Here is a 20,366-nt window from a genome sequence, read left to right on the forward strand (position 1 = left end):
AAATGAAACCGTTTGAATTCCCATAATTTTTATTATCGGAATCTTTATAGTAAATAAATATTTCTATCCTTGCATTTACTTATTTATTGACATAGCCAAATTATATTTTCGACGTGAAATCCTTTCAAAGGTTAATTCGTGTAGCCTTTACGAGGAGCTCATATTTATATTCTTACGAAGTCAACATGTTAGTTTTCTTTAGAAATGAAAAAGACTTTGATTTCTTATGAAGGACTTCAATAATAATCTCCTATTTTCTTTCATATAGTTTATTAGTTATTAGTAATTTAATTCAAATGGGGTCTGAAAAAATTGTACAAGCAAATATTGGAACGGTTACTTAGAGGAATATTAGTCGTGATTATTTTAGTTCTTTCTTATTTCACCTTAAAGCTGTCAATCAACTATATCTTTCCCTTTATTGTAGCTTTTTTTCTTGCGGCAATATTAAACCCGTTTGTTACATCGATAGAAGCAAAATGGAGGATTCCTAGATCTCTAGCTACTTTAATTGTTATTTCTACTATATTCCTTATATGTACTGGACTTCTAATCCTAATTATTACAGAAGTTATCCAAGGAACTACTTATTTATTAGAAAGAATGCCAATCTATTTTACTTCTCTACTAGAATTTGTAGAGAGCATATTAGAAGATCATATTTTTCCTTTTTATCAGTCTATTACATCCTACTTTCAATCATTAGATCCATCTCATCAGGCTACCATACAAGAAAACATCGAAAAGTTTGTAACAAACTTAGCTGACAATGGAACAAACTTCCTTCAGTCATCTCTATTGCAGATTCCTGAAATTGTAGGTTTTATACCAGGATTACTAACCATATTTATTGTAGTATGGTTAGCAACATTTATGATCATAAATGACTGGAACAATCTAACAAAAAAATTAATAAACCTTTTACCTAAAAAAATTCATTACTTTTTTATAGATTTTCAGCAAGGGGTAAAAAAGGCTTTCTCTGGATATTTAAAGGCACAGCTCATCCTAATACTAATAACAGCTATTCTAATTCTACTAGGGTTGATGCTTTTAAAAGTTCAACATGCTTTAACAATTGCTCTTTTTGCTGCATTAGTGGACCTGCTACCACTAGTTGGAACGGGAATAATTTTCATTCCATGGATACTATTTACTTTTATTACCGGTAATTATTCGTTTTCAATTGCGATTAGTGTTCTATATATGATTGTGATTATTACGAGGCAAGTAATCGAACCTAAAATATTAGCGACAAGCATAGGTATTAACCCACTCCTAAGTCTCATAATCCTATTTATAACCATCCAAGTCTGGGGAATCATTGGGGTCATTGCTGCCCCATTCATCCTTATTATCGCTTATGTCTTATTTCAATCAGGAATATTTCTCAAGCTCTTCCATTTCATTAAAGGCTAACCATTAGAAGCGACGGAATGTTATTGTCTTCTTATCTAATAGCTTTTTAAAGAGAATTAGTAAGAATGGCTTCACTACTCTTCTTGTCCAAGGTAAAACTAATATAAAGCCCATTATATCCGTTATAAACCCTGGAGATAAAAGGAATACTCCACCAACAAAGATACAAATCCCATCTATAATTTCACGAGTTGGGACTTGGCCGTTATTAATAGCTCGTTGTGCCCGATACCAGGTTTCGACTCCTTCTTTTTTTGCCAAGGTAATACCTGCTAATCCAGTAAGCAAGATTAATCCTACAACCCACCATGGTCCTATTAATCCGCCTGCCCATACAAAAACCCCAATTTCAGCTGCACCTAAAAGTAGAAATACTAATAAGAATCCTCTCACCAATATCCCCTCCCCTTTGATATAGGAAAAAGAAGGGAATCATCCCTTCTTCCATTCTCTATAGAACTCCTGCATGTCCTTTATAGATGTCGCCTTTTGTTCCATCAATCGTGATATCTTCACCATCATTTATTTGTTCGAATGCATTACTCACACCTACAATGACTGGAATACCTAAGCTTAATCCAACCACTGCAGCATGTGAAGTTAGTCCACCTTCTGTTGTAATAAGTCCGCTAGCCAATTCAATGGCAGGCATCATATCACGGTCGGTACCATAAGTAACAATGATATCGCCTTGCTTTACTTTTTCAAGTGCTTCGTTTGCATTTTTAACAATTACAGCACGGCCATAGGTACTTTTCTTACCGATACCTTGTCCCTTGGCAATCACATCTCCAATGATATGCACCTTCATTAAATTCGTTGTACCTGCTTCTCCTACTGGAACACCAGCTGTAATGACCACTCTGTCCCCACGTTTTAAAAGATTTGTTTCAAGTCCTTTTTCAATCGCGACATCAAGCATCTCGTCTGTTGAAGCAGCTCTTCCACCAGACACGGCATGAACACCCCATACTAGGGAGAGATGACGATTCACTTGTTCACTATAAGTAACTGCAACAATAGGTGCCTTAGGGCGATATTTTGCTATCATACGAGCAGTATGTCCACTTTCCGTTGGAGTCACTATTGCACTAGCAGATAAATTCATTGCTGTATGAGTAACGGATTGACTAATTGCATCAGTAATTGTCATATCAACTGATTGACTACGGTTTTTAAGAATTGCTTCATGGTTCAGTGCTGTTTCTGCCTTAACTGCAATATTATGCATTGTTTTTACCGATTCAACAGGATAATTACCAGCTGCAGTTTCACCAGATAGCATAATCGCATCTGTTCCGTCAAATATCGCATTTGCAACATCTGAAGCCTCTGCCCTTGTAGGACGAGGATTCCGTTGCATCGAATCAAGCATTTGTGTTGCAGTAATTACTGGCTTACCTACTGTATTGCATTTTCGGATTAGTTGTTTTTGGACAAGTGGAACATCCTCAGCAGGGATTTCTACACCTAGGTCACCACGAGCAACCATTAAACCATCACTAACCTCTAAAATACTATCGATATTATCTACACCCTCTTGGTTTTCAATCTTAGGGATTATTTGGATATGGTTTGCATTATGTTTTTCCAATAACTCTCTAATCTCCAAAATATCTGATGGTCTGCGAACAAAGGAAGCAGCAATAAAGTCAATGTCCTGCTCAATACCGAACTCGATATCCTTCGCGTCCTTATCCGTAATCCCTGGTAACTGAACGGAAACATTAGGAACGTTTACTCCTTTTTTATTCTTAATTAACCCCGAGTTAAGTGCTACCGTTTTTAGTTCATCATTTCCTTTATCAATATCAACCACTTCAAGCTCTATTAAGCCATCGTCAAGTAGTATTCTTGATCCAACATGAACATCGTCAATTAATCCTGGATATGTAATGGAGAAGCGCTCTTTTGTTCCTTCCACTTCCTTCATTGAAATATAAACGGTGTTTCCTTGAATCAATTCAGCTTGTCCATCCTTAAAGTTCCCAGTTCTTATTTCTGGTCCCTTCGTATCCAGTAAAATCGCAACAGTCTTCCCTGTATTTTTAGCTGCTTCACGGATATTTCTGATACGTGCACCATGCTCCTCAAAATCACCATGCGAAAAATTAAGTCGGGCTACATTCATTCCCGCATTAATTAGATTTTCTAATGTTTCAACTGATTCTGAAGCTGGTCCAATCGTACATACAATTTTTGTCCTTCTCATAAAAAAATCCTCCTTAAAACGTTACATTCTCTTTTAAACATACTTAAATTCGTTTATTAAATCGATAATTCCTTAGATAATTGATACATACCCTCGTCTATACCATGTTTTTGGGTTAAAATTTCAGCGATATCATAATCAACAAGTTTATTATTTTGAATACCAACCATTCTTCCAGCTTTCCCTTCTAACAGAAGGTCTACTGCTTTTGCACCTAATCGACTCGCTAAAACGCGATCAGCTGCAGTTGGTGAACCACCACGTTGAATATGGCCAAGAACTGTAACACGAGTTTCTATATTCGTTGCTTGTTTAATTTTCTCTCCAAATTCGATTCCGCTTCCAACGCCTTCAGCCAAAATAATGATACTATGTTTCTTGCCACGTTCAACTCCACGCTTCAAACGACTGATGACTTCTTCAAAATCATCTTGTCTTTCTGGAATTAAAATTGTTTCTGCTCCATCAGCAAGACCAGCCCATAATGCAAGGTCACCCGCATCTCTTCCCATAACCTCGATGACATACGTACGTTCGTGAGAGGTAGCAGTATCTCTAATCTTATCAATTGCCTCAATAATGGTATTAAGTGCCGTATCAAAACCAATGGTAAAATCGGTTCCCGCAATATCATTATCAATCGTCCCAGGAACTCCTATACAAGGAAACCCTTTTTCTGTTAGTTTTTGTGCACCACGAAAACTACCATCGCCACCAATTACGATTAAACCTTCAATACCGAATTTATTCAGCTGCTCTATACCTTTACGCTGACCTTCCTCTGTTTTAAATTCCGGACAACGTGCAGAATACAGCTTCGTCCCACCACGTTGGATAATATCCCCAACAGAGCCAACATGCAGTTTTTCAATGTTACCTTCAATTAGCCCTTGATACCCGTATTTGATGCCATATATTTCAACATTATGATAAATACATTTACGAACGACTGCACGAATTGCAGCATTCATTCCAGGTGCGTCACCACCACTAGTTAAAACTCCCAGCCTTTTCATAATAACTCCACCTCGATTAGACGTTTTCTAAAGTAGTATATACTTCTTCTATCTTATTTACTTATGTATTTAACAGTTGTCCATAGGGTTCCCTTCTTAATACAAGATAAGACTTGTATCTTAAAATATCAATCAAAAACCTTCTAATTTCAAAATAAATTTATATATGTTTTACTGTTTAAAAGTTCTACGGCGAATTAGTAAAACACATTAACAATAGGACATACTCTATTAGCAAACAGCCAATAAAAGACATAAGGACTGACAATTGTCAGCCTTATGTCTTTTATCATTCCTTAAAATCTCCAATTTGTTTATATTTTTCCCAGCGATTCTCTAATAGTTCTTCTGTTGTTAAATCAGCTAGCTCTTTTAATGCCTTCTCGATAACAGCATCCATATTCTTTGCTTGTTGTTCGATATCTCGGTGAGCACCACCCTTTGGCTCTGGAACTATCTCATCAATAATACCTAGCTCAAATAGGTCTGGGGCAGTTATTTTCATCGATTCAGCTGCCTTCTGTGCTAGGCCTGCATCCTTCCATAACAATGCAGCAGCACCTTCTGGTGAGATGACAGAATAGGTGGAATTCTCCAACATAAATATGCGATCACCAACACCTAAGGCAAGCGCTCCACCACTTCCACCTTCCCCAATAACGATGCAGATGATAGGAACTTTTAGTCCAGCCATTTCCATTAAGTTTCTGGCAATAGCTTCACTTTGACCTCGCTCTTCGGATTCTTTACCAGGATCTGCACCTTTCGTATCAATAAAACAAATAATAGGACGATTAAATTTTTCTGCTTGTTTCATATGTCTTAACGCTTTTCTATATCCTTCTGGGTGTGGCATTCCAAAGTTTCTACGAATATTTTCTTTCGTGTTTTTCCCACGTTGATGCCCAATTACGGTTATAGGTACTTCCTTATAGTAAGCAATACCAGTAACGATAGCTTCATCATCGCCAAAGGTACGATCACCATGAAACTCCAAAAAGTCTGTGAATAATTCAGAAATATAGTCTAGCGTTGTTGGTCTATCCTGGTGTCTTGCCATTTGAACACGTTGCCATGGCTTTAAATTGCCATATATATTATCTTCCAGCTCTGCTAATCGTTTTTCCAATGTAGCAATTTCATCTGTTAAATCAATTTCACTTTCACCGGTGAATTTCTTTAGCTCGGCAATCTTTTCTTTTAAATTCATTATCGGCTTTTCAAATTCTAGTATTTGCTTCATTCAGGACTACCACCCTTCTGATGCATCTTGAGAAGTGTTCCTAATACTTGTTTCATATCATGACGGTGAATTACTTGATCCAATTGACCATGCTTTAATAAAAATTCTGCTGTCTGAAAATCGTCTGGTAGCTTTTCTCTTGTTGTCTGTTCAATTATACGTCTACCAGCAAATCCAATTAATGCCCCTGGTTCAGCAAAATTATAATCCCCTAATGAAGCAAAACTAGCAGAAACCCCTCCTGTTGTCGGGTGAGTCATTACGGAAATCATGAGACCACCAGATTCTGAGAAGCGGCTAATTGCAACAGAAGTCTTAGACATTTGCATGAGGCTGAGAACACCTTCCTGCATTCTGGCACCCCCAGAAGCTGTAAAAATAATGAATGGCAATGATTCCTTTCGAGCATTTTCAATTGCCCTAGCAATCTTTTCACCAACTACAGAACCCATACTTCCCATTCTAAATCTAGCATCCATTACAGCAAATGCAGTAGCCTGTCCATCAATGTCCCCTTTACCTGTCACAACTGCCTCATTTAAGCCCGTTTTTTCTCGGTCTTTTTCCAATTTAGCCTCATATCCAGGAAAATGAAGTGGATTTGTAGCAATCATACCCTGATCCCATTCTGTAAATGAACCCTCATCAAACAAACTATTAATACGTTCCCAAGCATCTAATTGATGATGGTGTCCACAATTGGGACAAACATTGAGATTGTTAATCATTTCTTTTCTATAGAAAATTTTATAACATTTATCACATTTTTTCATAAGTCCTTCAGGAATATCGACTTTTGACTCTCCACTAGGAATCGTTGCGTATTTCCTTTTCTTGTTAAAAAGATCTTTAAGCAATATAAGTCCCCCTTATCATTACACCAAATGCTACTTTTAATGGATTTATGATTGCATCATAGATTATTTTCAAACCCGATTATTCTACTATACAGCAAGTCTAACCAAAAATGCTGTCGTTAATAGTCGAAGAAAAAACTTTTCTCAAAGATAATAGATAAGATTAATAATTACATTATATTAGGCATTTTTTCTTCTAAAAATAGACCTTCAATCGCAGCTATTCGGTTTGATTTATAAATATTTAATAGTCTATGATAAAAATCATTTGAATAATGGACATTTAGATTATGTGTATATTCATCTATTAATCCCCATATGCGAGCTAAAAAGTGATTTTCAGTTAATGCAAATAATAAACTAAAAAAAGTAAAATGCTGCTCTCTAGTACTTAAATCGGGATTATTAATAAGATTTTGTAACTGCCCTACAACTGATTCATCCATTTTGGTAAAAACTAGCTTTGCTGCTTCTTTTTCTAATAGCATTTTTACTGCTATTAGTTCTTTTTTCGGTGTATTTTCCTTTAAGACAAAGGAAGATAATAGTTCAACGGTCTGATATGGCCGATATTCACTTAAGAAAGTACCTTCTCCATGTCTTGTTTCGATAATACCTAATAATTCCATTGCCCTTAATGCTTCTCGAACAGAAGACCTTCCTGCACCAAGTTTTTCTGCTAGCTCTCTTTCAGATGGGAGCTTATCCCCAGGGCTTAAATTATGGAATTCTATAAAATTCCGAACTTCATGAAGAACTTCCTGATATACCTTTTGCTTTGGTGACATGGACATACCATGCTTCACTCCTTCCTGAGCCAAACCGATTGGTTACTTGGAAAGGGGTTTTGTTATCATTTTATATTTTTGCTAGTTTTCTTGTTTTTTCAGCTACATCCTCAGGGTTTACTTGCGTACGAGCAACGCCTGATTCCATTGCTGCTTTTGCTACCTCAGAAGCAACTAAAGGTGCTACTCTTGGATCAAACGGTGCTGGTATCACATAATCCTCATTTAGTTCTTCATCTGTTATCAAAGAGGCAATAGCCTTAGCTGCGGCTACCTTCATTTTTTCATTGATACGTGTTGCACGAACATCTAAAGCTCCGCGGAAGATTCCTGGAAAAGCAAGGACATTATTTACTTGATTTGGAAAATCAGAACGTCCTGTCCCAATTACTTTAGCACCAGCATCTTTCGCAGTCTCTGGCATTATTTCTGGATCAGGATTTGCCATAGCAAATATGATGGAATCGGTATTCATTTTGTTAACCATTTCTTTGGTTAAAGCGCCTCCGACGGATACACCAATAAATACATCTGCCCCTTCAATCACTTCTTCCAATGTTCCTTCTCTTTTATCGAGGTTCGTAATTTTTGCAACCGCTTCCTTTACTTCATTCATTCCATAAGAACGGCCTTCAAAAATTGCGCCACGAGAATCACACATGATCATATCCCGAACACCAAAGTTGTATAGTAATTTAATAATAGCAATCCCCGCTGCTCCAGCGCCATTCGCTACTACTTTGATTTCGGAAAATGACTTGCCAACTAATTTCAATGCATTAATAAGTCCTGCTACGGTAACAATTGCGGTACCATGCTGGTCATCGTGGAAGATGGGGATATTCATTTCTTTTTTTAATCTTTCTTCGATGATAAAGCAGTTTGGTGCAGCAATATCCTCAAGATTTACACCGCCAAAGGTAGGTTCCATTAACTTAACTGTTCTAACTATCTCATCTACATTTTGTGTGTCCAAGCAAATAGGAAAGGAATCCACACCAGCAAAGCTTTTGAACAAAACGGCCTTCCCTTCCATAACAGGTAGTGCAGCCTCTGGACCAATATTCCCTAGACCTAGTACAGCCGAACCATCACTAACAACGGCAACCATATTTCCTTTCATGGTATATTCGTATACTAGTTCTTTCCGGTCATGAATTTCTTTACATGGCTCGGCAACACCTGGGGAGTATGCTAAGCTTAAATCGCTTGCATTACGGACTGGAACCTTAGCGGTGGTTTCCAATTTTCCTTTATTCATCTTGTGCATATGCAATGCTTCATCTCTCAAGTTCACTTTTTTACGCTCCTTTTTGTAGCCTAAGCGTTAGTGGTCAGACCACTTAACTACTCCATTATAACAAAATGAATTAGTCTGTAAAGAATGGTCTATTTTGCTTCGTAGACTACATTTTCCTTACCAAAGTATTTTGCTAATGCTTCTAGGCTTTCATTACTAATATGGATAAAATAGTCCTTCGAAAGCTGATAGGTTCGTTTTTGTTCCTCGTAATGAACAATTATAGGGGTCGCACCAGGGTGATTGGTAGCGATGTCACGAACAATGTTTAACCCTTCCTTGCTGGTTTTCTCCGTAATTTTAATAAACAGCCGAGCAGTTGAATCATTTTTTAATATATTATCATCAAATGGAACAATAGCTGAAAGTAGCCACTGTGTTTTTCCATTACGAAATTCTATTTTTCCTTCAATAAAAACAAGCGCCTCTTCCTTTATGAGCGGACTGTTTAAGCGGTATTGTTCTGGAAAAACAACTGCATCCATATCCCTGGTCTCGTCGCTCAGCGTTAGAAATGCCATAGGCTCGCCTCGCTTAGTACGAATTGTTTTAATCTCTTGGATAATGACAGCACTTTTAACTACTCTCTTTCCATGTATGTCCTGAGCATGATCAAGCGTAATAAAACCATTTTCTCGCAATTTTTCTCGATATTCTTTAAGCGGATGACTAGATACATATATACCGAGTAACTCTTTTTCGTCAGCAAGCTTTCTAATCAAACTAAAGTCTTCAATATTAACATAGGAAGGAACGAGATCGAGTTGATCTTGAAATAGCGTAGGCTGATCCGTAAATTCACGGAATAGCTCTCCCTGTTCCATGGCCTGGTCAATCGATGCTAATAGGCTTGCACGATTCGGATACGTTTCATCAAATGCACCAGCCATTATGAGTGCCTCTAACGACTGCCTATTGACTAGTTTAGGAGTAACACGAAGACAAAAATCAAACAAATTTTTGAATGGCCCCTCCTTTCTTGCTCGAAGTATTTCTTGTACAGTTTGATTCCCAATCCCCTTTATAGATAAGAGTCCCATCCTGATACAATGATCTTCAACAGAAAAACGTCCAAAGCTCTTATTAATAGATGGTGAACCAACCTTAATATGTAGCTCCTTCATTTCATTCATATAGGCTTGTATTTTATCTTGTTGATTTCCTATCGATGTTAACAGCTCTGCATAAAAGTGTCTTGGATAGTGTGCCTTTAAATAAGCTAGCTGATAGGAAATTTTACTATAGGCTACAGCATGACTTTTTGGAAATCCATAGTTTGAGAATTTGACAATCCAAGCAAAAATCTCTTCGCCAACCTTTTTTTCATACCCGTTCTTCATGCACCCAGCAATAAATGCTTCTTTTTGTGCATCCATGATGTCCTGTTTCTTTTTACTAACTGCTCTTCTTAATACATCTGCTTGACCTAACGTGTATCCAGCAATTCGATGCGCAATTTGCATGATTTGCTCCTGATAAATTAATACACCATACGTACTTTCCAAGATCGGCTCCAAATCTGGGTGTGGGTAAGTAGTTGGCTTTCTACCATGTTTTCTGTCAATGTAGGTTGGGATGAAATCCATTGGACCTGGTCGGTAAAGTGCATTAACCGCTACTATATCATCAAAGGTGTTAGGTACCAAGCGTTTAAGTACCTGTTTCATGCCATCCGATTCTAACTGGAATACACCATTTGTTTTCCCCTTCTTTAATAGATCGAAGGTGAGGGAATCTCCCTCTGGGATTTGATCCAATTGAAAATCCTTTTTCTCTTTATAGTGAATGGATTCAACAATTCGTTCTAATATAGTTAAATTTCTTAACCCTAAAAAATCCATTTTTAATAAGCCTAATGATTCCAAATCGGTCATTGGAAATTGAGTTAATGCTGTATTCGTTGCCCCGACTGTTAATGGTACATGATCTACTAAAGGTGTCTCACTTATAACGACACCGGCAGCATGAGTAGAAGTATGTCTTGGTATCCCTTCAAGTACAGCAGCGATTTGAAATAACATCTTTAAATTCTGATTTTGACTGACATAATCGAGTAATTCTTTCGACGACTTCAATAAGCTTGCTATCGAATTTGAGGTTTGATTAGGAATATGCTTTAGAATAAAGTATATATCTTGGCTATCAATGGACATCGTCTTTCCTAGCTCTCGAATTAAAGAGCGAGCCGCAAATGTTCCGAATGTAATAATTTGTGCGACATGTTCTTCCCCATATTTATCCCGTACATATGTAATGACCTCATCGCGTCGTTGGTCCGAGAAATCCACATCAATATCTGGCATCGTTACTCGCTCAGGATTTAAGAATCGTTCAAAGACTAACTGATATTTCATTGGGTCAACATCTGTAATACCTAAAGAATATGCAACTAGTGAACCAGCAGAGGAACCCCTCCCAGGTCCGACCATTATGTGATTCTCCTTAGCATATTTAATAAAATCCCAAACGATTAAGAAGTAATCACTATATCCCATCCTCTGAATAATGGATAATTCATGTGTTAACCGATTCCTTAGCTCCTTAGTGATCGTGTTATAACGGCTATCAAGATTTTCCCAACATAATTTTGATAAATAGTCATGTGCATCAAGACCATTTGGTACTGGGTATGCCGGTATCATTCTGGAATCAAAATCAAAAGAGACGTTACACTTACTTACAATTTCCTCTGTCCTATAAAGAGCCTCTGGCCAAGCACTAAATAACTGTTCCATCTCTTGCTGGGAAAGTAGCTGATGGAATTGTGAAGTGTAATTCGCAGTTGTTCCATTCCAACTTTTCCCATATTTCATAGCTTGAAGGCACTCATATGCCTTTACATCCTTCTCCATTAAATAGCGCACATCATGGATAGCCACTACCTTCGTATGATACGCATTGTGATATGCACGCATCCCATTTACTAGTAGTTGATCCTGCTCCTGACCATAATGGCTTATTCCAAGATAAAAATCATCCACTGTAAAGATAGATTTCCAAGATGTCAGGAACTCCTCTACATGATCATATGTCGTACTCATTATAAGCCGTTCTACCTGACCTTTTTTAACCGGTAATATCCCAACTAAATGCTCGGTAAATTTCCCTAGTAATTCCTTTTCTATTTCATTTTTACCATTTCGCTGAATTGTCGTTGTTAACTTCACCAGGTTTTTATACCCATTATTATTTTTGGCAAGTACGACTATTTCCTCTTGTATTCCCTCTTCATTCAACACATTAACAGTCATTCCAATGATTGGTTTTATTCCATGAGAAAGACATGCCTTATAAAATGGGATTGCTCCAAATAATGCATTTTCATCGGTTATACTTAAGGCAGTCATTTTTAGTTGAGCTGCTCTTTTAATTAACTTTTCAATCGTGATGGTACTATTAAAAAAACTATAGCCTGTCCGAACTTGTAAATGTGTAAACGACATACTATCCCGCCTCTACTTTCTCTAATCCTATTATAGCCAATTACATATCTATCTGTATATCAACAAACATATCTTGTCCAAATCTATCATACAATGAAGAGAAATCAACTTATCGTTAAGGAGCAGCAATTATGGAAGAACGTTTTTTTGCACAATTTATTCATTGCTTTTTCATCGCCTTTGGTGTCATTCTTGGTGGTACACTCATTGGTGGTATTGGAGCATTTGCAACAGGAGATGCTCCTTTTACTGAAATGGGGCGAATCGCTAGAAAACTGTGGATATGGGGTATTGTCGCAGCTATTGGTGGAACGTTTGATGCAATTGACAACTTTAAGAGGGCACTTGACGGATCCTCTATTGATTTAATAAAACAGGGCTTGATTATATTATCTGCAATGGGAGGGGCTAAAGCAGCTATAATAATTATTAGCTGGCTCATTCAGGAGGAGGTTTCGTAATGCACGTACCACCCTATTATAAAAGACCTGGATGGCAGCGGTTTTTCGTTGGAATGTTTTTTGGTGCATTACTTTCCTATTGGGTTGTATTGTTCATGTATGGAACGATGTATGAAAGGCAAATAAAAGAGAATAGTAGTATCCAAGCCGAGTTAGATGATGCACAAGATAAAATTAATGCTCTTATGAAAGACAACCAAGATTTAAACGAGAAGTCCAAGAAACCTGTCACAATAAATGAGATCGTTCTCGAAATTATCAATGCAGAGGATTTGAAGATTGATAGGCTACTTCTTCTTCAGTTGGAGAGCTTAGTGAAAGAAGAAATTAAAGATGTCTTCGGAAAAGATATCCAAGCAATTTCTGACAGTGATATTCTTTTAATTTCAGCAATTGAAAATAAGTCCTTCAAGGTCGATGATTTTACCTACAGCTTTGAAATAAAGCGTTTAATTATATCTTCTACGATTCGAATAGTTGCTAAAGCAGATATTGCAGACTAATGGATAATACAGACACCATACCTCTCCTTATTACATATCTTTATGGAGAGGATTTTTAATTTCCATCAGAAATTGCCGCAATTCCAATAGTATAGCAGAACTGACATTTACAATGATTAGCCAAGTTGTGAATATTTCTTGAAAATTCCATTAATATTATTGGAATCAGGCTGTTTTTTTAGTAAACTAGGAATAAAGTTGAACAGTCATTCATATCCTGTCGAGAGGGGGAATGTACGCATGTTAATTATGAATGAAAGACGTATCCGTGACCGTAAGATAGAGCAATTAAAAAAGGGCCGCACTGCATATGCTGAATCCAAAGAGGTAATTCGTTTAATTAAAAGAGATATAGAAAAATTCGGGCTGAATGTGTATTATGATGAAACACCTTCAGGGTGCTGGTTTATTCCAGTAACGAAAAGTAAAAGTAGTTAAAGGCTGCTGATTTCTAACTTGAAATCAGCACCTTTTTTTCTTCGTAAAAATAATAAAACCGCTATTTATGAAAGTCTCGTACAACTTGCTCTAAATCGTTTACAACACTTTCCGCTTCCTCCCAGGAATAAACCGAAGCACCTGATGCTAATGGATGTCCACCTCCATTATATTTAGCCGCAACTTCATTAATAACTGGTCCCTTCGATCGTAATCGAACCCTAATTTGGTCAGCTTCTTCAATAAAGAATACCCAAGCTACAATTCCTTCAATATCGCCTAAAGTTCCAACTAATTGCCCCGTCTCCATCACACTGACCTGAAATTGGGCTAAAATGTCTGACGTTAACTTTATAACACTAAGACCATTCTCATCTAAGGTAAAGTTTTGCAAAATATAGCCACGAAGTCTTGCGATATTATCCTTGATATTATAAATTCCGTCATATAAGGCAGTACGATCAAAATCATAAGTAACTAATTCCGCTGCAATTTGTAATGTTCTCTTCGTTGTACTAGGAAATAAAAATCTCCCAGTGTCCCCTACTATTCCTCCGAATAGAAGTCTCGCAGCTTCAGTTGTCATTTTCATCCCACTTGCTTTTACATAAAACTCATAAATCATCTCACTAGTAGAGCTTGCAGTAGTATCAACCCAACTTATATCCCCATAAGGATCGACATTTGGATGGTGATCTATTTTAATTATTTTGTCTCCCTTTATATAGCGCTCATCATCAATTCGACCAGTGTTCGCTGTATCACAGATGATAACAAGCGCATTTTCAAATAAAGAGTCATCAATAGAATCCATTTCTACCAAAAAGGTTAGGGCTGGATCATCCTCCCCAGCAAGATACACCTTTTTTTGTGGATAGGTTGCCTTAATTAGTTCCGCTAGTCCAGCTTGCGCCCCTAAAGCATCAGGGTCCGGTCGAACATGTCGATGGATAATAATAGTATTGTAATCTTGTATGGTAGAGTGAATAGCATCAATAGACATTTTTGTTCTCCTTTACTTGTTCACGATATTAACATATTATAGCTAGCTTATTTTTATGAAAAGATGCTACAATATGTGTTGGGAAATATACGATTTAAAGAATTGGACTAGGAGTAGATATAAATGATAATATTTCCAATTGTGATTGTCCTATCCGTAGTTATGTACATATACTATAAAGTTGCTATATTAAAAACAAAGGATAGGTTGACACAAGCATACTTTAATGCAAAATCTAGAATATGCCTTGGACTATTTATTTCTTTTTTTGGCATAAATCAATACGTCTTCTACCAAACTAAAATCTCATTATTCGTTGGTATCATTTTCATTTTCCTTGGTATCCTACAGCTAGTGCGCGGATTCCGAGAAACAAAGCATTATCGTAATGAATGGAAACGATTGAACCCTGCTGACTAGATAGTAAGCTAGTCAGCATTTTTCATTTCGAACAGCTATGCATATAAACTATCTGTCAATAATTTGAGCCATTAGCAGTGCCTTTCCAACTAATTTCTTCATATTAAATACTTCTACATCAATTTTTGCATAAATCCTTCCTGCTTCAATGACTTTCGGCTTAATGGTCAATAGAGAGTCAATATTTACAGGTTTGATAAAATATACAGTAATATTCTCGACAACTAATTCTCCTTTTTTTAATTGTCTTAATAACCTACTACTAGCTTCCGTAACGATTGATGTAAAAACCCCAGGCGAAAGAGTGCCAAGTTGGTTCGTCATTTGCGGTATTACTTTAGCTTCAAATTTATCCTTTTCATATTCATCGGATTCTACCGTGTTTTTCACGATATCATCAATAGTTTCCCCTATCTGTGGTTGTCGTTGAATTAGTTGTAATGCTTTCAGTACATCTTGACGCGATATAATCCCCTTTAAGATGGAGGACTCATCTACAACTGGTGCGACCTCGATACCTTCCCAAACCATCATATGAGCTACATACGCCAAAGAAGTCTTCGATTGGACTACGATTGGATTTTTAGTCATTGCCTTTTCTATCGGTAGATTTTTATCCTTTCCAATAATGTCTTTGGAGGTTACCATACCTACAACTTGATTCTTCTTATCCAAGACAGGAAATCGAGAATGTGTAGATCTCTCATTGACCTCATACCAATTTTCTACCTTTTCTCCGACAGTTAGAAATTCCACGTGTTCAAAAGGTGTACAAATATCCCCTACTAAGACAATTTCTTTCTTAATCAGCTGGTCATAAATCGCGCGATTAATCATCGTCGCAACGGTAAAGCTATCATAGCTGGTCGATATTATTGGAAGCTGCTTTTCATCAGCTAGATGTTTAATATATTCCTCCGTATCAAACCCACCTGTTATAAGGACTGCAGCTCCTTCTTTCAGAGCCAATTCATGCGCCTTCACACGATTCCCAACAATTAATAATGAGCCTGCTTCTGTATAACGCATCATCGCATCAAGTTGCATAGCACCAATTACGAACTTGTTTAATGTTTTATGAAGACCCTCCCGACCACCTAGAACCTGTCCATCTACAATATTAATTACTTCAGCAAATGTCAGTCTTTCAAAGTTTTCTTTCTTCTTTCGTTCAATTCGTATAGTACCAACTCGTTCTATTGTACTAACTATGCCTATATTTTCAGCCTCTTTAATCGCACGATATGCAGTTCCTTCACTTACATTTAAGTCCTTTGCTACTTGTCGTACAGAAATTTTACTGCCAACATCTAGCGACATAATATGCTGAATAATTTGTTCGTGCTTTGTAGCCATTTCGTTCACCGCTCTTCATCTGTACTAATCTTTTCTTGTATATCTATTATACAGATGAATCGCTTGTGGCTCAATGTTTAAGAATCTGTTTGCCTTTGTTTATCATATTCCTGTTCCATAACAGGAGGATCCGCTAACTTAAGCAGTGTAGCAAAATTAGCTCCAATCACTAAAAGCAAGAAAACCATCCATGATCCCCAAAACAACATCTCTATTTGCGTCTCGGCTTTTGGAATAAGTGGCCAAGCAAAGTATAAAAAGAATGCCGCTAATAATATGCGCAATATTGCATAATGCCTCAAGAACAATCCCTCCTTTTCTTAGTTAGTGTATGAAGTTTTGCTAGAAAACAGAACCCGACTCATCATATAAGAAAAGACAGCCATTCGGCTGCCTTATTCTGGTATACCATGCTATCATCCTCTTATAGTATTGTTGAAAAATACCACTCTAAAATGGAGTCACCATATAAATAAGCTAAAACGGTTCCAATCACGATATAAGGTCCAAATGGTACTGCTTGTTTTCGATTGATACGTTTTATTATTAATAAGCAAATGCCAACTATTGCCCCAATCACGCAAGATAAGAAGAAAGCTAACAATACCATTTTCAATCCTAACACGATGCCTAATACAGCAAATAACTTCATATCGCCGGCCCCCATTCCTCCGCGACTCACTAATATAATGACCGCTACAATACCGAATCCTATAATGGCCCCAGCAATTGGTGACCACCAAGGGTCTAATGGGACAATAATCCTCAAAACAGAAAAGATTGGAAGGAAAAATAGCAAGACCTTATTCGGGATTAGCATGTAATTGATATCGGTAACAAAAATAATGACAAGTAACGACATGAGAAGTAATCCAATGATCAGTTCTATACTTAAACCATATTTTATAAAGCATAACAAAAACAATAACCCTGTAAATAGCTCTATCATTGGATAAACCGTAGAAATTTTATTTTCACAATATCGACATTTCCCAAGTTGAAATACGTATGATAGAACTGGGATTAGTTCATACCAAGCTAATGCATGATTACAGGATGGACAGTATGAACGCCCGTATGTAAAGTTTTGATTAATTGGTAGACGTAACCCAACGACGTTGAAAAACGAACCGAAAATGATCCCCAATATAAAGAAATAAAGATAACCTAAATATTCCAAATCCTGAGTTCCCCTCTAACAATTTTCTTCCATTATGTCTATTATTGAAAATGCCTTACAATAACTTGTAAGACGTGAGTACTAGAATTACTCGCGTTTAAAGTGTTTAGAACTATTCGAGTTAAAATCATTTACCTATTTCACATGGTTTTATTTAATAAATAGCAACCACAGAATAATTTGTACTCATTACCCTACCTGTTCTTTCTTTAAAATGCTAAAGTAATTAATAAACCTATTGATAGCTGGAAAATGCCTGAAACATAGCTAACTAAAATAATTATTTACCAATAGCCTGATTGGTATCAGACTTTGATACCAATTGATCACACTCATGTTGATTATATGGAAACTGATAAGTCTTATTAATTACTGGGCAGCTAGTTGCGCACAGAGGAACAATAAAGGTTGGGTTAATTAAATATCCCCAACCTATTTTATTACATCTGTTTCTTAAACCTAGAAACGTTATTAAATCCTCTAATTCGATTTATAATTCAATTACATCTCCAGTTTTCATAACCCTTCCTTCCCCAGTCTTGACTTTTTTAGCGAAATCTTCTGGGTCCTGTTCAATAACTGGAAATGTATTATAATGTATCGGAACTACAATTTTTGCCTTGACCCAATCAGCAGCAATTAACGCATCCTCAGGTCCCATAGTGAAATTATCTCCAATCGGAATAAATGCTACATCAATATTATTCATTTCTCCGTACATTTTTAAATCCGTAAATAATGCTGTATCCCCCAAATGATAAATTGTCTTATCTTCAATCGTTAATAAAATTCCAGCTGGCATACCTGTGTAGACAATGGTACCATCCTCCTCTTGAAATGAGGAACCGTGAAATGCTTGGGTAAATTTTACTTTGCCAAAATCGAACTTATAGGAGCCACCGATATGCATATTATGTACCCTAACACCTTGGTAACTTAAGTAATCTGCAAGTTCATTTGGTGCAATTACTAGAGCATCATTTCTTTTTGCTAACGCTACAGTGTCCCCTACATGATCATTATGACCATGTGTAAGTAGAATGTAATCCACTTGAATAGTATCTGCATCCAAATCGCATAATCGATTACCAGTAATAAATGGGTCAATCAAAATAGTATGCTTTTCTGTTTGTACCTTTATTACGGCATGTCCATGATAAGAAACTTTCATCCAATCATCCTTTCAAAATTATCTAGTTAATACATTCTATATAGATTAGCAAAACTCCTTTATCAAAAATTAATTTCGTGACCAAATATCCTCTAAGAGCTAGTCTGAGAGGAATTTTATAATGATGAACTAATTAAATTGACTACCATTGTAGAGATAAACTCAGTTTCTTGGGTAGTAATAATTGTTTTGGTTACCGTTATCTCGTCATTTTCTGTTTTTCGGGTAGCGATAGCCTCTTTGGTTACCGTTTTTTCGTCACTTTCTATTTTTCGGGTAGCAATAGCGGCTTTGATTACCGTTATCTCACCATTTTCTGTTTTTCGGGTAGCAATAGCTGCTTTGGTTACCGTTTTCTTATCATTTTCTGTTTTTCGGGTAGCAATAGCCTCTTTGGTTACCGTTTTTTCGTCACTTTCTATTTTTCGGGTAGCAATAGCGGTTTTGGTTACCGTCTTCTTGTCATTTTCTGTTTTTCGGGTAGCAATAGCTGCTTTGGTTACCGTTCTTTCACCTATTTCTGTTTTTCGGGTAACAATAGCGGCTTTGATTACCGTTCTTTCATCATTTTCTATTTTTCGGGTAGCAATAGCTGCTTTGGTTACCGTTCTTTCACCATTTTCTGTTTTTCGGTTAACAATAGCTGCTTTGGGTACCGTTATCTCATCATTTTCTATTTTTCGGGTAGCAATAGCTTATTTTGTTACCGTTCTCTCGTCATTTTCTGTTTTTCGGTTAGCAATAGCTGCTTTAGATTAACCTCTCTTAATCAAATTTCATACTTCGCACTATTTGATCAAGTTCATATATACAGCTTACTGGATAAATTGCATAAAAAAATAGCAGGTTTAAGCCCGCTATTTTAGTCCGCTATTCTTTACCCATTGCTTTTTTTAATTCGGCTAATTCATCTTCTACATCAGAATCTAGTTTTCTAAATTCATCATCTAAGGTACGACTTTGTACTGCTAAATCCTCACTAGTTTCAGCTTCTGCTTCGAAGCGTAGAACTTTCTCTTCCATTCGTTCAAAGCCACGTCTAGATTCGTCTCCACCAATTGAGGACATACTGCGATTTATTTTCGTACGAGTCTTCGCTGCTTCAGCACGTGCTTTTAATGAATCCTTTTTCAAATTCATCTCTTGGTATTCTTTTTTCATTTCATCTAGCTTACTCTTAAGCACTTGCGAATCCGTCTTGGCTTGCTCATAGGAGCTTTGTAGTAAGGTTACCTGATTTTCATATTCCTTCTTCTCGGCTAATGCTCTTCTCGCAAGCTCATCTTCTCCAGCATTAACAGCCTTTTCTGCCTGTTCCTGTCTTTTAACCACCATAGCTTCTGCATCTTCAAATTTTCTTTTAAGTATCTTTTCATTTGCTATTTGCTTCGCAACAGCTGCTTCAACTTCTTGGATCTCTTCACCCATCTCACGAAGAAATTGATCGAGCATTTTCACTGGGTCTTCGGCCTTATCCAACATAGAATTTAATTCTGAGCTGACGATAGTTTTCATTCGCTTAAAAAATTTAAACATATAGACAACCTCCATTTTAG

At 36.8% G+C, this 20,366-nt stretch carries 20 protein-coding genes; 6 read left to right on the forward strand and 14 right to left on the reverse strand.

The features are described from left to right. Positions 1-312 precede the first annotated feature (312 nt). Positions 313-1,419 carry a sporulation integral membrane protein YtvI gene (gene ytvI / locus KI338_RS12165; protein ID WP_212921262.1) on the forward strand — a complete coding sequence of 369 codons (1,107 nt, stop codon included), beginning with the start codon at positions 313-315 and terminating at the stop codon, positions 1,417-1,419. A 3-nt stretch (positions 1,420-1,422) separates the two neighbouring features. Here ytvI and KI338_RS12170 read toward each other — a convergent pair whose 3' ends face one another. From KI338_RS12170 to dnaE, 8 genes are all read right to left on the reverse strand, one after another. Then, on the reverse strand, positions 1,423-1,812 hold the full coding sequence (locus KI338_RS12170) for an FxsA family protein (RefSeq protein ID WP_212921263.1): 390 nt from the start codon (positions 1,810-1,812) through the stop codon (positions 1,423-1,425). Positions 1,813-1,870: 58 nt separating this feature from the next. After that, positions 1,871-3,631 carry a pyruvate kinase gene (gene pyk, locus KI338_RS12175; protein WP_212921264.1) on the reverse strand — a complete coding sequence of 587 codons (1,761 nt, stop codon included), beginning with the start codon at positions 3,629-3,631 and terminating at the stop codon, positions 1,871-1,873. A 56-nt stretch (positions 3,632-3,687) separates the two neighbouring features. Next, complete coding sequence (gene pfkA, locus KI338_RS12180; protein ID WP_212921265.1) at positions 3,688-4,647, reverse strand: 6-phosphofructokinase; 960 nt, start codon at positions 4,645-4,647, stop codon at positions 3,688-3,690. Positions 4,648-4,936: 289 nt separating this feature from the next. Next, positions 4,937-5,890 (reverse strand): acetyl-CoA carboxylase carboxyl transferase subunit alpha, encoded by a 954-nt coding sequence (gene accA / locus KI338_RS12185; RefSeq protein ID WP_212921266.1) that lies wholly within the window; start codon positions 5,888-5,890, stop codon positions 4,937-4,939. Further along, positions 5,887-6,747 (reverse strand): acetyl-CoA carboxylase, carboxyltransferase subunit beta, encoded by an 861-nt coding sequence (gene accD / locus KI338_RS12190; RefSeq protein ID WP_212921267.1) that lies wholly within the window; start codon positions 6,745-6,747, stop codon positions 5,887-5,889. Before accD ends, accA begins: the two co-directional genes overlap by 4 nt. A gap of 170 nt (positions 6,748-6,917) precedes the next feature. Continuing rightward, on the reverse strand, positions 6,918-7,541 hold the full coding sequence (locus KI338_RS12195) for a FadR/GntR family transcriptional regulator (protein WP_212921268.1): 624 nt from the start codon (positions 7,539-7,541) through the stop codon (positions 6,918-6,920). Between the two features lie 64 nt (positions 7,542-7,605). Continuing rightward, complete coding sequence (ystJ, locus tag KI338_RS12200) at positions 7,606-8,805, reverse strand: NADP-dependent malic enzyme (RefSeq protein ID WP_280530750.1); 1,200 nt, start codon at positions 8,803-8,805, stop codon at positions 7,606-7,608. A 119-nt stretch (positions 8,806-8,924) separates the two neighbouring features. Then, positions 8,925-12,278: a DNA polymerase III subunit alpha gene (dnaE, locus tag KI338_RS12205; protein ID WP_212921270.1), complete on the reverse strand. Its 3,354-nt coding sequence runs from the start codon at positions 12,276-12,278 to the stop codon at positions 8,925-8,927. A gap of 131 nt (positions 12,279-12,409) precedes the next feature. On the opposite strand from dnaE, the gene KI338_RS12210 reads away from it, so the two are divergent. The 3 genes from KI338_RS12210 (at position 12,410) to KI338_RS12220 (ending at position 13,680) form a co-directional block, all read left to right on the forward strand. Continuing rightward, positions 12,410-12,739: a YtrH family sporulation protein gene (locus KI338_RS12210; protein ID WP_212921271.1), complete on the forward strand. Its 330-nt coding sequence runs from the start codon at positions 12,410-12,412 to the stop codon at positions 12,737-12,739. Continuing rightward, on the forward strand, positions 12,739-13,242 hold the full coding sequence (gene ytrI / locus KI338_RS12215; RefSeq protein WP_212921272.1) for a sporulation membrane protein YtrI: 504 nt from the start codon (positions 12,739-12,741) through the stop codon (positions 13,240-13,242). The genes KI338_RS12210 and ytrI overlap by 1 nt, the downstream gene beginning before the upstream one ends. A 240-nt stretch (positions 13,243-13,482) precedes the next feature. Beyond that, a complete protein-coding gene (locus KI338_RS12220; protein WP_212921273.1) occupies positions 13,483-13,680 on the forward strand; it encodes a YtzJ family protein in 198 nt (65 codons plus the stop codon). Between the two features lie 61 nt (positions 13,681-13,741). Here the strand turns inward: KI338_RS12220 and KI338_RS12225 are convergent, their stop codons facing one another. Next, the gene (locus tag KI338_RS12225; protein WP_212921274.1) at positions 13,742-14,683 is read right to left on the reverse strand and encodes a DHH family phosphoesterase; all 942 of its coding nucleotides are present in this window, start codon (positions 14,681-14,683) and stop codon (positions 13,742-13,744) included. A gap of 123 nt (positions 14,684-14,806) precedes the next feature. On the opposite strand from KI338_RS12225, the gene KI338_RS12230 reads away from it, so the two are divergent. Further along, the gene (locus tag KI338_RS12230) at positions 14,807-15,103 is read left to right on the forward strand and encodes a YtpI family protein (protein WP_212921275.1); all 297 of its coding nucleotides are present in this window, start codon (positions 14,807-14,809) and stop codon (positions 15,101-15,103) included. 48 nt (positions 15,104-15,151) lie between these two features. Here the strand turns inward: KI338_RS12230 and KI338_RS12235 are convergent, their stop codons facing one another. From KI338_RS12235 to KI338_RS12250, 4 genes are all read right to left on the reverse strand, one after another. Further along, a complete protein-coding gene (locus tag KI338_RS12235) occupies positions 15,152-16,459 on the reverse strand; it encodes a DRTGG domain-containing protein (protein WP_212921276.1) in 1,308 nt (435 codons plus the stop codon). Positions 16,460-16,536: 77 nt separating this feature from the next. Continuing rightward, positions 16,537-16,761, reverse strand: coding sequence for a hypothetical protein (locus tag KI338_RS12240; protein ID WP_212921277.1), 225 nt, complete (start codon positions 16,759-16,761; stop codon positions 16,537-16,539). 122 nt (positions 16,762-16,883) lie between these two features. After that, complete coding sequence (locus KI338_RS12245) at positions 16,884-17,639, reverse strand: prepilin peptidase (protein WP_212921278.1); 756 nt, start codon at positions 17,637-17,639, stop codon at positions 16,884-16,886. A 490-nt stretch (positions 17,640-18,129) separates the two neighbouring features. Next, a complete protein-coding gene (locus KI338_RS12250) occupies positions 18,130-18,810 on the reverse strand; it encodes a metal-dependent hydrolase (RefSeq protein ID WP_212921279.1) in 681 nt (226 codons plus the stop codon). A 138-nt stretch (positions 18,811-18,948) separates the two neighbouring features. Here KI338_RS12250 and KI338_RS12255 point away from each other — a divergent pair, with 138 nt between their 5' ends. Next, positions 18,949-19,569 carry a hypothetical protein gene (locus KI338_RS12255; RefSeq protein ID WP_212921280.1) on the forward strand — a complete coding sequence of 207 codons (621 nt, stop codon included), beginning with the start codon at positions 18,949-18,951 and terminating at the stop codon, positions 19,567-19,569. A gap of 111 nt (positions 19,570-19,680) precedes the next feature. Here the strand turns inward: KI338_RS12255 and KI338_RS12260 are convergent, their stop codons facing one another. Beyond that, the gene (locus tag KI338_RS12260) at positions 19,681-20,346 is read right to left on the reverse strand and encodes a PspA/IM30 family protein (protein ID WP_212921281.1); all 666 of its coding nucleotides are present in this window, start codon (positions 20,344-20,346) and stop codon (positions 19,681-19,683) included. Positions 20,347-20,366 lie beyond the last annotated feature (20 nt).

This window comes from Ornithinibacillus bavariensis, assembly GCF_018333235.1.
Classification (GTDB): domain Bacteria; phylum Bacillota; class Bacilli; order Bacillales; family Amphibacillaceae; genus Ornithinibacillus; species Ornithinibacillus bavariensis.